The 12,932-nt window shown below is 73.5% G+C and carries 10 protein-coding genes; 2 read left to right on the forward strand and 8 right to left on the reverse strand.

What is annotated here, in order from left to right:
- Positions 1-54 precede the first annotated feature (54 nt).
- From ACFU74_RS31155 to ACFU74_RS31165, 3 genes are read right to left on the reverse strand one after another with little or no spacing between them, the layout of a single operon-like run.
- Positions 55-1,251 (reverse strand): M20 family metallopeptidase, encoded by a 1,197-nt coding sequence (locus tag ACFU74_RS31155; protein WP_380762823.1) that lies wholly within the window; start codon positions 1,249-1,251, stop codon positions 55-57.
- A complete protein-coding gene (locus tag ACFU74_RS31160) occupies positions 1,244-2,428 on the reverse strand; it encodes an amidohydrolase family protein (RefSeq protein WP_380762825.1) in 1,185 nt (394 codons plus the stop codon). The genes ACFU74_RS31155 and ACFU74_RS31160 overlap by 8 nt, the downstream gene beginning before the upstream one ends.
- Positions 2,418-3,713 (reverse strand): glutamine synthetase, encoded by a 1,296-nt coding sequence (locus ACFU74_RS31165; RefSeq protein ID WP_380762828.1) that lies wholly within the window; start codon positions 3,711-3,713, stop codon positions 2,418-2,420. Before ACFU74_RS31165 ends, ACFU74_RS31160 begins: the two co-directional genes overlap by 11 nt.
- A 481-nt stretch (positions 3,714-4,194) precedes the next feature.
- Between ACFU74_RS31165 and ACFU74_RS31170 the strand changes: the two genes are divergently transcribed.
- Positions 4,195-5,472 (forward strand): serine hydrolase, encoded by a 1,278-nt coding sequence (locus tag ACFU74_RS31170; RefSeq protein WP_380762830.1) that lies wholly within the window; start codon positions 4,195-4,197, stop codon positions 5,470-5,472.
- Positions 5,473-5,575: 103 nt separating this feature from the next.
- Here the strand turns inward: ACFU74_RS31170 and ACFU74_RS31175 are convergent, their stop codons facing one another.
- Both ACFU74_RS31175 and ACFU74_RS31180 read right to left on the reverse strand, forming a co-directional pair.
- Complete coding sequence (locus tag ACFU74_RS31175) at positions 5,576-7,831, reverse strand: M4 family metallopeptidase (protein WP_380762833.1); 2,256 nt, start codon at positions 7,829-7,831, stop codon at positions 5,576-5,578.
- A gap of 523 nt (positions 7,832-8,354) precedes the next feature.
- Positions 8,355-9,281 (reverse strand): TIGR03619 family F420-dependent LLM class oxidoreductase, encoded by a 927-nt coding sequence (locus ACFU74_RS31180; RefSeq protein ID WP_380762836.1) that lies wholly within the window; start codon positions 9,279-9,281, stop codon positions 8,355-8,357.
- A 467-nt stretch (positions 9,282-9,748) separates the two neighbouring features.
- On the opposite strand from ACFU74_RS31180, the gene ACFU74_RS31185 reads away from it, so the two are divergent.
- Positions 9,749-10,351, forward strand: coding sequence for a carbonic anhydrase (locus ACFU74_RS31185; protein ID WP_380762838.1), 603 nt, complete (start codon positions 9,749-9,751; stop codon positions 10,349-10,351).
- Positions 10,352-10,396: 45 nt separating this feature from the next.
- Here the strand turns inward: ACFU74_RS31185 and ACFU74_RS31190 are convergent, their stop codons facing one another.
- From ACFU74_RS31190 to ACFU74_RS31200, 3 genes are read right to left on the reverse strand one after another with little or no spacing between them, the layout of a single operon-like run.
- Positions 10,397-12,112, reverse strand: a complete 1,716-nt coding sequence (locus tag ACFU74_RS31190; RefSeq protein WP_380762841.1) for a SulP family inorganic anion transporter — start codon at positions 12,110-12,112, stop codon at positions 10,397-10,399.
- A complete protein-coding gene (locus ACFU74_RS31195; protein ID WP_380762843.1) occupies positions 12,109-12,456 on the reverse strand; it encodes an ArsR/SmtB family transcription factor in 348 nt (115 codons plus the stop codon). The genes ACFU74_RS31190 and ACFU74_RS31195 overlap by 4 nt, the downstream gene beginning before the upstream one ends.
- Positions 12,457-12,459: 3 nt before the next feature.
- Complete coding sequence (locus tag ACFU74_RS31200) at positions 12,460-12,651, reverse strand: hypothetical protein (protein ID WP_380762846.1); 192 nt, start codon at positions 12,649-12,651, stop codon at positions 12,460-12,462.
- Between the last annotated feature and the right edge of the window lie 281 nt (positions 12,652-12,932).

Genomic DNA, 12,932 nt, shown 5'->3' on the forward strand with positions numbered 1-12,932 from the left:
GGGTCACCGCTGCTGCGGGTGACCCGGCCCCGGGCCGTCGGTGCGGTGGGGCCGCTATCCGGCCGGCGCCCCCGCGGCGCCTGCGTGCTCCTCCAGGGCGGCAGCCGTTCCGAGGTACGCCGCCATCAGAGCGGTGGCCAGTGCGCGCACGTCCCCGTCATCGGGCAGGAAGCGCGAGGAGTGCAGCGGCTCGGACGTCCCCGTGCCGACGAACAGCATCGCCGAGGGCACGCGCTCGCAGAAGTAGGAGAAGTCGTCGGAGCCGAGCGAGCGCAGGTTCCCGGAGACCGGGACCCCCCGGCGGTCCAGTTGGTGCGTGATGCTCCGCACCAGGACCGGGTCGTTGGCGAGCACGGGTTCCCCGTGGGTGATGGTCACCGACGCGGTGCAGGCGTGCGCCCGCGCGACGAACTCGGCGACCTCCGTGATCCGCCGGTGGATCAGTTCCCGGGTCGAGGACGCCAGCGCCCGGACGGTGCCCGTCGCCCGCGCCGTGCCGGCGATCACGTTCGCGGCGTTGCCCGCCGAGAACGACGACACTCCCACGACGGCGGGCGCCATCGGGTCGACGGACCGGCTCACCACGCTCTGCAGCGCGACGACGATCTCGGACATCGCCAGCAGCGCGTCGTTCGTCAGATGGGGGTACGCGGCGTGTCCGGACCTGCCCCGCACGACGATCTCGAACTCGTCGGACGATCCGTTGACGCCCCCCGCCGTGCACGCCACCTCGCCCCGGGCCAGCAGGGGCTGGACGTGGACGCCCACCATGGCGGCGCACTGCTCGGAGTCGAGCACGCCGCTGGTGGTGATGTCCTGCGCCCCGGACGGGTAGGTCTCCTCGCGCGGCTGCAGCACGGCGAGCAGGGGCACCGGAGGACCCGTCTCGGCCAGGGCTCCCGCCACGGCGACGAGTGCGGCGAGGTGGGTGTCATGACCGCACGCGTGCATGACCCCCGGCCGCGCCGACGCCCAGGCGACACCGGTCTCCTCGGTGACGGGCAGCGCGTCCATCTCCCCGCGCACCCCGATCGCCGGCCCCGGCCCGCCGATGCGCAGCACCGCGCCGGTCTCCGCCGTCTTCACCGCCGCGCCGGCCCCCGGCAGCGCGGCCAGCACCATGTCCCGGGTCGCCGCCTCGTCACCCGACAGATCGGGCTCGCGGTGCAGTCGGCGTCGCAGGTCGAGCGCCGCGGGGAGGTGCCGGTCCAGGGCGGACCACAGGGCCTCGTACGCGTCCGGGTCAGGCATGGGGCAGTCCGTAGAGGCGCTGCGCGTTGGTGCGTCCGATCATCGTCGCGACGCGGACGGCGTCGGCCTCGGACCACTCGCCCTCCTCGACCCAGCCCCCGAGCGCCCGGGCCATGCCGCGCCGCCAGAGGACGGAGCCCAGGTGGTGGAGTTCGGGCGGCCCCCAGGCGTCGGAGGAGTACAGCACCTTGGTGAAGGGGGCCAGTTCGAGGCTCTCGGCGACGACGGCGGTGGAGGCGGCGCCCGTGTAGTTCACCCCCAGACCGACGTCGAAGTAGACGTGGGGGAACACCTGGGCGAGGAACCCCGCGTTGCGCTGGAACGGGTAGCAGTGCAGCAGCACGACATCGGTGCCGGTACCGTCGATCTCCTTGAGCCAGGGCATCAGCAGCAGCGGGTCGCACCGTCGCAGGTCCAGGTCGGGGTCGCCGTACCCGGCATGCAGTTGCAGGGGCAGACCGGTGTCCACTCCCGTCCACAGGGCCATCCGCAGCAGCACCGGGTCGGACACCCGGACGGGGGCGCCCGCCTCCAGTTCGCGCAGCCAGGCGCCCGCCGCGCGTTCCACCTCCTGGGCGGAGGGGCGGGCGGGGGCGAAGTCGAAGCCGTAGCGGTAGGCGATGATCGACTTCAGGCCGACCGCCGACGCGGTGGCGTCGGCGAGCGCCGTCCGGAAGTCGTCGGCGAGGCGCGCGGCGCTGCTCGTCGGAGCGATGCCCTCCAGGACGGTCTCCAGGCGCACGATCTCGGAGAACCGGGCGGGCAGGCGCTCGGCGAGCGTGTCGGGCGACAGCAGTTCGTCGCTATTGAACCCGGTGTCCAACAGCCAGTCGGAGACGCCGGCCGCGGCGAGGAAGAGGTCCGACAGCTCTTCCGGGGTGCGCTCGGACCGCGCCGCCCAGTACGCGTCCGCCGACGCGTGCGGGGGCAGACCGAGGAGCGGTGCGCAGTGGCGGCGGATCGCGAACCCGATCTGGGAGTCGAACTGGGTGTCCCCGGCCGGGATGGGGCGGTCGGACTCGGTGATCAGCGTCTCGAACTGCCCCCGGGTGACCGGCGAGGCGAGCGAGGCGTGGACGTGGTGGTCGACCAGCGGCAGTGCGGCGATGTGGCGGCGCAGGTCGGTGGACGTCGAGTCGGTGGACGTCGGCTCGGTGGACGTCGGCTCAGTAGACATCGGCGACCCGCCCGCACACGCCGCGCTCGTCCAGGCCGGAGACCGCGGCCAGTTCCGACCGCTTCACCGAGCGGTGGGTCTCCAGCAGCTCGGCGGAGAACCAGCCGGACACCACCTCGTCCTTGTCGAGTTCGAGGAGGGCCTCCTCCAGGCCGCCGGGCAGGGAGGGGACGTCCGTGAGGTCGGCCTCCCCCGCCTCCTCGGGCCAGACCCGCGGCTGCGCGTAGTCCGCCTGCACCCCTTGCAGTCCGGCCCGCACCAGGACGCCGAGGACCAGCCACGGATTGGCGGTCGCGTCCGCGGCGCGGTACTCCAGGTTGAACTGGTCGGCGACGACGCCGCCGCCCAGGGTGCTCGTCGGGCAGATCCGCAGCAGGGCCTCCCGGTTGCGCTCGGCCAGGAACACCCCGGCGGAGCTCCAGCGGTTGGGCGTCAGGCGCAGGTACGAACTGGGGCTGCCCGCCGTGAACGAGAGCAGCGCCCGGGCGTGCCGGAGGATCCCCGCGCTGAACCGCCCGCCCAGCTCGGAGAGCCCGCCGGGGCGGGCGGCGTCGTACAGGACCGGCCGTCCGGTGGCCGCGTCGCGCAGGGAGAGGTGGACGTGCACGCCGTTTCCGCTGCCGTCGGGGTGCAGCAGCGGTGCGAAGGTGGCCCGGTGTCCGTGCCGGGACGCCAGGTCGCGGACCACCTCCCGCAGGACCACCGCGCGGTCCGCGGCGGTCATGGCGTCGGAGGGGCGCAGGGTGATCTCGAACTGGTCGGTGCCGAACTCCGGCAGCCAGGTCTCCGGTTCGAGTCCCATCCGGTCCAGCAGTGCCACCAGCTCGCTGCCGAACGGCTCGGCGGAGCGGAACCGGCTGAAGGAGAACGGGGCGCCGCTGTCGAGTCCGGGGACCATGAACTCGTGCTCGAAGGTGGCCACCACCTCCAGCCCGGTGGCACGTCGGAAGTCGTCGAGGGCCCTGCGGGCGAAGGTGCGCGGGCAGTTCTCCCACGGGGTGCCGTCCGGCAGCACCTGGTCGGCGAGATACAGACGGACGCCCGGCACATCGCCTCGGGCGGGGATGTCCACGCCGGTGGACTCGGCCGGCAGCAGCTTCAGGTCGCCCGTCGAGCCGAACGGATTGGGCGCGAGCTCCCCGAAGGCCGTCACCGCGAGATCGGCCGGGACCCACCCCAGCCCGCGGCGCAGCACGCCGTCGGCCGCGTTGCCCGGTGCGGCACGCCCGCGGGTGAATCCGGACAGGTCGTTGGTCGCCACGAACACCGTGGTTGAAGAACTCATGTCTACCTCTTCGATCGGGCCGCGTCGCCGCGCTGCGGTCGGGCGGGTACGCGGGCGGGCCGCGGGAACATCGAGAGTTACAAACATTTCAGACATGGTCAAGAGCGCCAGGCTCGGAATCTCCATTTCACCAATGGCCTGGCGCTGGAGCCGGACCCGCCGGCGCCGGGACGGCCCGCGCGGACGGCGCGGCGGTCGGCGCGGGCGCCGGCCCCGCCATCCGGCGCGGCCGCACGCCGAGGCCCGCAGGGACGGCCTCCCGGAATCTTCCGACTACTCCTCAAGTCGGATACCAGACCCGGCATTCGGCGGGTCGACCTCCGACTTGAGGAGGGCCGACACGCCGGAGAGGCATCCACCCGTGGACGGAGCCGCTGTGCACCGGCGGGTGGACGACCGGTTCGTGTTCGCCTGACAAAGTGTCAGGTTCTGACTCTTTTCGGGTGTTGCGAGAACCGTCGGCACGGACGCAGGAGGACTCATGAGGGTGGCCGGGAACCGGGACGGGGCACGGACGGCGCCGGGCGCAAGGGCCCGCACCGGACGGCAGGGCACGGCCGTGCGGATCGTCGCGCTCGCGCTGGCGGGCGCGGGCCTGGTGGGCGTGACCGCCCCGGCGGCCGGCGCCCTCGGCACCGGGCCGGCCGGAGCCGCGACCGTCGGCGAGGCGCCGCCGGGGAACGGCCCGGAGGCGGCCGGCCGCGGCCCGCACCGGGGCGGTGCGGACGCCCGGGCGCTGAACGAGGCGCTGGCGGGCGTGGTCGAGGCCGGCGGGGCGTCCAGCTCCCTCGCCCGGGTGACCGAGCACGGGCGCACGGTGTGGAAGGGCGCCGAGGGCGTGGGCGACTTCTCGACCGGCGCCGAGCCCTCGGCGAACGGCCGGTTCCGGATCGCCAGCGTGACCAAGACCTTCGTGGCGACGGTCGTGCTCCAGCTGGTCGGCGAGGGACGGCTCGGGCTGGACGACAGCGTGGAGAGCCTGCTGCCGGGTGCCGTCCCCGGCGGCGGCTCCATCACCGTGCGCCAGCTGCTCAACCACACCAGCGGGCTGTTCGACTACACCGAGGACCCGGCCATCGGCCTCGACCACGCGACCTGGCTCCGCGAGGGGCGCTGGCGGAGCTGGACGCCGCAGCAGCTCCTCGCGGTGGCCAACAGCCACCCGCCGCACTTCGCGCCCGGCGCGGGCTGGTCCTACGCGAACACCAACTACCTGCTGGCCGGCATGATCGTCGAGCGGGTCACCGGCCACGACTGGCGCCGGGAGGTGGAGCGCCGGATCATCGACCGGCTGGGGCTGACCGGGACGTCGATGCCGGTCCACGCGACCGGGATCCGCGGCCCGCACGCGCACACCTACCTCGATCTGCCCGGCGGCCCGGTGGACGTCACCGAGATGGAGCCGAGCGAGATGGACGCGGCGGGCGTCGGCATCTCGACCACCGCGGACCTCGGCACCTTCCTCCGCGCCCTGCTCGGCGGGCGGCTGCTCCCCGCACCGCTGCTCGCCGAGATGCTGACGGTCGCCCCGGCGAGCGGCGGCGCCCAGTACGGCCTGGGGATCAGCCGGTTGACCACGCCCTGCGGCGAGGTCTGGGGCAACAACGGCAGCACCGGCCGCGGGCACAACAGCGCCCTCTACGGGACCCCGGAGGGCCGCCGGGTGGTGGCGGTCTCGACCAACGGCCACCGCAACACCGGCCAGGGCTGGCCGACCTCGCAGAAGCTGCTGGCGACCGCCTTCTGCGGCCGCCAGTAGCCGCCTGCCACCGGGCGCGCCACCCGGGTCGCGCACCCGAGAGGCGATCCGGCCGGCGAAGTGAGTACCCTTCGCCGGCCGGATCACCCGGGTGGCAGCCCGGTCAGAAGATGAGCTTCCAGCCGTCGATGCGGCCCGAGTCGCTGCGGTACACGTCCTGCACCCGGAGACGCCAGGTGCCGTTGGCGGACTGGGCCGAGGCGTCCACCGTGTACGTCTCGACGACGTTGTCGGCCGAGTCGCTGATGCTGCTCTTCTTCAGCGGGTACACCGTGCCGTCCGGGCCGACCAGGTCGACGGCCAGGTCGCCGCGCCAGGTGTGCTTGATGTCCACGCCCACCTTGAGGTCGCTCGACGCCCGGCCCGCGATCCGGTCGACGACGATGTCCGAGAAGACCGCCGGCCCCCCGTCCGGGATCGGCACGGCGGTGGTGTTCGTGAAGATGCCCGGCGAGACCTTCCAGGTGAACGTCGTCGAGAGCCTGCTGTGGTGGGAGGCCTTGGCGGTGACGGTGACCGTGTAGGTGGCGGTGGTGGTCGGGGTGCCGGTGACGCGGCCGCTGACCGGGTGGAGCGACAGGCCGTCGGGGAGGCCGGTCGCGTGGTAGGTGACGGCGCCCGGGTTGAAGTTGACGGCCTTCACCTGGAGCCCGGCGGCGGCGCCGACCTCGGTGACCTGGTTGCCGACGGGGTCGAGCAGGAGGCCGTCGACGACGCGCGGGCCGACGTTGACCGCGGCCCAGGCGTTGGCGGTGCTCCGGTAGGCCTCGCTGGTCTGCCCGTACAGGTCGGCGGCGGCCTGGAGGGTGGCGGTGCGGGCGGCCGCGTAGTTGGTGGACGTGGTCATGTAGGTGGTCAGCGCCCGGTACCAGATCCTGGCGGCCGCGTCCCGGCCGATGCCGGTGACCGGCAGGCCGTCGGACGTCGGGGAGTCGTAGGCCACGCCGTTGACGGTTTTGGCGCCGCTGCCCTCGGAGGCCAGGTAGAACCAGTGGTTGGCCGGGCCGGAGGAGTAGTGCACGTCGATGGTGCCGAGGTCGGGCGACCAGGAGTCCCTGGAGCGGCCGTCCTTGGAGGGCTTGTCCAGGTAGCGCAGCGGGGTGCCGTCGCCCCTGATGTCGATCTTCTCACCGACCAGGTAGTCGCCCTTGTCCTCGGGGTTGCCGGCCCAGAACTCGATGGCGGCGGCCATGATGTCGGAGGTGGCCTCGTTCAGGCCGCCGGACTCGCCGCTGTAGATCAGGCCCGCGGTGGCCGAGGTGACGCCGTGGGTCATCTCGTGGCCGCCGACGTCGATCGAGGTCAGCGGCTTGACGTTGCCCGCGCCGTCGCCGTAGGTCATGCAGAAGCAGGTGTCGGACCAGAACGCGTTGACGTAGTTCCTGCCGTAGTGGACCCGGGTGTAGGCGGCGACGCCGTCGTCCTTGATGCCGTTGCGGCCGTGGACGTCCTTGTAGTAGTCCCAGGTGAGCTGGGCACCGTAGGCGGCGTCGACGGCGGCGGTCTGCCGGTTGGCGACGGTGCCGTCGCCCCAGGTGTCGGTCGGGTTGGTGAACAGCGTCCTGGTGCCGGTGGTGCCGTTCAGGTCGTAGGTGCTGTGGCCGCCGCGGGTGGGGTCGGTCATCGCGTAGCCGCCGGCCGCCGCCGAGGTGCCGATGGTGACCCGGCCCGAGTACTTGCTGTTGCCGACGCCGGTCTCGACGCCCTGGTACTCGAAGACCTTCTTGCCGGAGTTCGCGTCGGTGATGACGTGCAGTTCGGACGGCGTGCCGTCCTCCTGCGTTCCGGTGACCACCGTCTCCCAGGCGAGCCGCGGGGTGCCGGACGCGGCCCAGACCACCTGGCGGGCGCTGTCGGCCGCCGGCTCCTGCACCTTCGCGCTCCCGGCGCTGTCGAGCGCGAGGCCCTTCGCCGCCTCCGCGCTCTCCTTGGCGGTGGTGTCGACGGCGATGTCCGCCTCGGTGGCCTTGGTGACGCCCTTGACGGAGCCGTCCGGAGCGGCGTGGACCACCAGGTCGCCGCCGAGCACCGGCAGCCCGGCGAAGGTCCGCTCGTAGCGGGTGTGCACGGTGCCGTCCGCGTCCTTGGTGACGCCCCTGACGACCAGTTCCTCCTTCGACCCGAGCTTCAGCAACCCGGCGGTCTCCGCCCGGCCGGCGTCGGCGGCGGCGAGCAACTCACCGCGCTGCTGGGCCGAGAGCTCCACCGGCAGCGCGCCGGCGAAGGCCTGCACCCCGGCGGGGGCCGCGATCGGGGCCTCCTCCGCGGAGGCGGCACCGGCGGGCAGCGCAGCCGCGATCATCGCGGCGCCGGCTGCCAACGCGCCCGCGGTGACGGACTTCCTGGGGGATCGAGTCACACTGAACTCCTTCTGCGACGGCCGGGTTCGAGCGGCCGGAGCCAGCCGGGCGGCCGAGGGTGTTGCCGCCCGGTAGAGCTGGTGGTTCGCGTGGCTGGAACGGTCTTCGACGTGCTCGCCGCGCCGTTCGGTACACGTGCGACGGCAAGGGCCTCTGCGGCGATGGGACGGTACAGTGCCAGCTTTGGTGGGAACACGTCACCCGTGCGGCAACAAGTTGGCCGAAATGCTTCGTCCCGGACGCAATCCCCAGACGATCGGCCGTCAGCAGGCGGACGGTTCGGGGGAACGCGGGCGGCCACCGGCGACGACCCCCTGCTCCCCGAGCCCCACCCCACCGACGCCGGTGACCGTCGCACTGCCGTTGCCACCCGGGACCGCGACCGCCGGTGCCTCGCCGCGTCAGCAGTGCTGACCGGGCAGCGCGCGGATCCGTGACACGGCCGAACGGCTCACCGAGGAGTGCGCGTTGGCCACCCGGGACACGGCTGCGCACGTCCGGGGCGCCGGTGCCGGGTGGCGGTCAGTCGGTGCGGTGGCGCAGGCGGTCGTGCAGGGCGAGGGCGGTGTCGAGGTAGCCGTCGGGGTCCTGCGCGGTGAAGTGCGGGTCGATCAGCGGTTCGGCGCCCAGGGTCCGGACCGCCGTGGCCAGGTAGGCGGCGAGCTGGTCGACCGTCCCCCGGCGCGGCACCTGCTCCTGGGGTACCGGATCCACCGTGACCACCGGGTTGATCCGCAGGACCAGCCGCAGCGCGTCGGGATCGCGCCCGGCGTCCACGGCGTGCCGGCGGACGGTCTGCCACATGTGCTCCAGCACCGGTACGGGCAGGCCGACGCCGAGCCAGCCGTCCGCACGCCGGCCGACCCGGGCCAGGCTCTCCGGGCCGAAGCCGCCCAACAGCAGCGGGGGCTTGGGCCGCTGCACCGGCTTCGCCCGGACCACCGAGGGCGGCACGGTCCACAGCCGCCCCCGGTGGGAGACCACCTCGCCCTCGGACCAGACGCTCTCCAGCACGTCCAGGGTCTCCTCCAGCCTGGCTCCCCTGCCCTCCCAGGGAACGCCGACGGCCTGGTACTCGTCCTTGGACCAGCCCAGTCCGATCCCGACGTCCAGCCGTCCACCGCTCACCAGGTCGAGGGTGGTCAGCGTGCGGGCGAGCAGTGCCGGCGGGTGCCACAGGGCGTTCAGGGTGCTCGTGCCCAACCGGGCGTGGCGGGTCGCTCCCGCCGCCACGGTCAGCAGGGTCAACGGGTCCAGGAAGGACCGGTGCTCGGCCGGCGCGGTGCCGTCGCCCCCGGGGTAGCGGCTCTGCGGCTCGGTCGCGACGAGCAGCCGGTCTCCGACCCAGAGGCTGTCGTAGCCGATCTTCTCCGCGGCGGTCGCGACGGGGGCGCAGAGGCGGGGGTCGGCCAGGCGGCCGTACTGGGGCAGGGACAGTCCGATGTGCACGAGGCGGATGGCCTTTCCGGGCTTGAACGGAATGAACGGAATGAACGGCTCGAAGGGGTTGAAGGGCTTGGAGGGGGCGAAGGGCTTGGAGGGGTCCAGCGGGTCGGAGGGGGCCGCCGGTTCCTCGCCCCGTCCCCGTGGACACCCTCGCAAGCCGGTGTCAACATCGGCTCAACGACCCGTCGAGACCCGGCCGCAGCGGCTCGACCGGGGGTAGCCCGGGGCTCGGCGCCGTCGGGATCCCTCGACGTGGCGCGCCTGCCCCGGGTCGTCCGCGGGCGTGTCGCGGTTCCCGCCGCCGGTCAGCGCCCGCGCGAATCGGGAGTATGGTGATGTGCCGTCACATGGGTTGTGGTGCAGAGAAATCGGGACGGCTGATGGATCGGCGTGCTGCGCTTCGGGCGGGTGTGTTCACCGCGGCGGTACTCGCGGTGCCGACTCGGGTCACGGCGGCTGTGGCGGCGCCGATGCCGGCGGGCACGCCCGAGCTGGCGCTGGCCAGGCTTCGGGCCGGCAACGACAGGTGGTGCGGCGATCGGGCCGCCCATCCGGACGCGGGCGCCGCCCGTCGCGCGGAGCTGGCTGCGGGCCAGGAACCGTTCGCCGTGGTCTTCTCCTGCATCGACTCCCGGGTGCCGCCGGAGCTGGTCTTCGACCAGGGTCTGGGCGACCTGATGGTGATCCGCACCGCCGGCCATACCCACGATCCGCTGGTGGCCGGAAGCCTGGAGTACGGACCCGCCGAGCTCGCCACCCCTCTGCTGGTGGTCCTGGGGCACCAGCACTGCGGGGCGGTGACCACAGCCGTCGAGTGCTTCCGCGACGGCCGCAGGCTGCCCGGCCACCTGGCGGACATCGCGCACGACCTCCGCCGTCCCTACGACGAGGCCCTGCGCCTCGGCGCGGAAGCGGGCGACCTGGTCGAGGCCACCATCCACGCCCAGACCGTGCAGACCGTGGCCGCGCTGCACCGCGACCGCCTGCTGCATCCGCTGATCGCCGCCGGGAGGCTCAAGGTGATCGGCGCGTACTACCGCCTGGATTCCGGCCGGGTCACCTTCTTCGACTGACCGGCAGGGCGGTCTCGGTGATGACGCAAGCCCCCCGGCCGCGGGTCACCGCTGACCCTGGCGGGTGCCCCGGAGGACGCCCTTCAGGTGGCGTCGGGCGTAGCCGATGGCATCGGGGGTGGCCGCGAAGACCCGGTGCTCGGCGTGCAGGGTGTCGAGCACGCCGAGGGCGTCGAGGGTCTTCAGGTGCTCCTCGCGGGCACCGGAGACCAGGACGAGGATGTTGCGCCGTTCCAGCTTGGCGATGGCATCGCCCAGCACGAGGGCGCCGGTGGCGTCGATCGCGCTGACCCGTGACAGGCGCAGGATGACGGCCTTGACGTCGGTGGTCTCGGCGAGTTCGAGCAGGAAGCGGTGCGCTCCGGCGAAGAAGACGGGCCCGTCGATGCGGTAGGCGACGATGTGCTCGGCGAGCAGTTCCTGCTCCTCGGCGTGGTGGTCGGCCGGGGGCAGGCCCTCGTGCAGAGGCACCCTGGTGAGAGCGGCGGTACGGGCGAGCCGGCGCAGGGCCAGCACACCGGCGACCAGCAGGCCGACGATGACGGCGGTGACCAGGTCGAAGGCCAGGGTCGCGCCGGCGGTCAGGGCCAGGACCGCGGCCTCGCCCCGCCCTGCGCGGGCCAGCGCCCGTAGCGAGGCGACCTCGACCATGCGCACCGCGGTGGCGATCAGCACTCCGGCGAGCGCGGCCAGCGGGATACCGGAGACGAGCGGGCCGGCGGCGAAGACCACCACGGCCAGAACAGCTGCGTGGACGAGTGCGGCCAGGCGGGAGGCGGCACCGGAGCGAACGTTGACGGCCGTGCGGGCGATCGCGCCGGTCGCGGCGACGCCGCCGAACAACGGGGCGACCAGGTTCGCGATCCCCTGGCCGAACAGCTCGCGGTCGCTGTCGTGCCGCTCCGAGACGCTCATCGCGTCCGCCGCGGTCGCCGACATCAGCGACTCCAACGCCGCCAGCGCGGCCACGGCCAGGGCCGCGGTCGCCAGGTGCGGGATCTCCCCGAGACGAAGGAAGCCGAGGGAGGGGGCGGGCAGTCCGGCGGGCAGGTGCCCGATCGTGGCCACCTCCGGACCGGCCGGGCCGGTGACCGCAGTGGCTGCGGCCACCGCCAGCAGTGAGAAGGGGACACCCGGCCGCAGGCGGGCTCCGATCAGCATCACCGCCGCGACCCCGGCCGCCAGGGCAACTGCGACCAGGTGCGGGGTGCGCGCGAAGTCGGCGACCGCGTCCCAGGCGGCGACCACGACGTTCTCCGCGCCCGAGGACTCCACGCCGAGCGCGGCGGGCACCTGCTGGAGAGCGATCACGGCGGCGATGCCCAGGGTGAAGCCCTCCACCACCGGCGCCGGCACGTACGCCATGAACCGGCCGGCCCCCGCGAGTGCGGCTGCGACCAGCAGGACCCCGGCCAGTAGGCCGACGGTGAGGACTCCGGCGGTGCCGTACTGATGGACGATCGGCACCAGGACGACGGTCATCGCCCCGGTCGGTCCGCTGACCTGGAGGTTGGAGCCGCCGAAGAAGGCGGCCAGCGCGCCGGCCACCACCGCGGTGGCGAGTCCGGCCTCGGCCCCGGCACCGGAGGCCACGCCGAAGCCGAGCGCCAACGGCAGCGCGACGATCGCGACCGTCAGCCCGGCCAGCAGGTCCTTGCGCGGCGAGCGGCCCATCGTCGCCAGCACGTCCCGGTTCGGCAGCACCGCGCGCAGTCGCGCTCCCGCACGGGCCGCAAGCCGTGTGGTGTCCCCGCCGCTCATGCGCTGTGAGCCCGGCGTTCGGGCTCCCGCAGCTCGGCGAGCAGGGCCTCCTGGTCGGTGATCATCTCGGTGAGGATCCGCCGGGCGGCGCGCAGCAGCTCCGCCACGTCCGGGGTGCTCAGCGCGTAGACCACCGTGTTGCCCTCCCGGGTCGCCGTCACCAGCTGGGTGCGGCGCAGCACGGCGAGCTGCTGGGACAGGTTCGACGGCTCGACCTCGATGGCGCCCAGAAGGTCGCGTACCGGGCGCGGCCCGTCCTGGAGCAGCTCCAGGACCCTGATCCGGACGGGGTGGCCGAGGGTTCGGAAGAACTCCGCCTTGGCCTGGTACAGCGGGACCGCCACGCCTCAGTCCTCTTCCACTTCGTCCGCGGAGTGCTCCACCGCGATGCCGTGGTGGGCGGCGATCCGCAGCAGCTGCGTGATCCGGCCCGCGTACGCCTGGGCGCCGTCCTCGTCACCCGCTTCCCGCGCCAGGGCGCGCAGGCGCCGGGCGTCGGCCAGCTGCTCGCGCAGTTCCTCGTCGAACACGTCGCTCATCGCCACCCTCCCCGGGCCGGCCGCGCGGCGGCCGACCGTACTGGACCTCTCGATACAAGGATGCAGCATCTATGAATGTGAAGAATTCTTCAAGTTGATATCCGCTACCGGTGCGAGCGGCCGAGGCTTCGCCTCCCGCACCACCTCCGCCAGGCGGGCAGCGCCGATCAGCGCGACAGCGAAGGGGGCCGCCACCGAACAGGGGGCGGCCCCCCTCGCTGTTCTGCGCTGCGGGGGGGGTGGGCACTGAGGAGCCCCGCGGCCGGCGGTACCCGCCGGTC

Origin of the sequence: Kitasatospora sp. NPDC057500 (assembly GCF_042802195.1) — a bacterium.
Taxonomy (GTDB): Bacteria; Actinomycetota; Actinomycetes; order Streptomycetales; family Streptomycetaceae; genus Kitasatospora.

Bases quoted from the DNA above. Each gene is read 5' to 3' on its own strand.
- ACFU74_RS31155 (WP_380762823.1), bottom strand. From the start codon at position 1,251: ATGCCTGACCCGGACGCGTACGAGGCCCTGTGGTCCGCCCTGGACCGG.
- ACFU74_RS31160 (WP_380762825.1), bottom strand. From the start codon at position 2,428: ATGTCTACTGAGCCGACGTCCACCGAGCCGACGTCCACCGACTCGACG.
- ACFU74_RS31165 (WP_380762828.1), bottom strand. From the start codon at position 3,713: ATGAGTTCTTCAACCACGGTGTTCGTGGCGACCAACGACCTGTCCGGA.
- ACFU74_RS31170 (WP_380762830.1), top strand. From the start codon at position 4,195: ATGAGGGTGGCCGGGAACCGGGACGGGGCACGGACGGCGCCGGGCGCA.
- ACFU74_RS31185 (WP_380762838.1), top strand. From the start codon at position 9,749: ATGCCGGCGGGCACGCCCGAGCTGGCGCTGGCCAGGCTTCGGGCCGGC.
- ACFU74_RS31190 (WP_380762841.1), bottom strand. From the start codon at position 12,112: ATGAGCGGCGGGGACACCACACGGCTTGCGGCCCGTGCGGGAGCGCGA.
- ACFU74_RS31200 (WP_380762846.1), bottom strand. From the start codon at position 12,651: ATGAGCGACGTGTTCGACGAGGAACTGCGCGAGCAGCTGGCCGACGCC.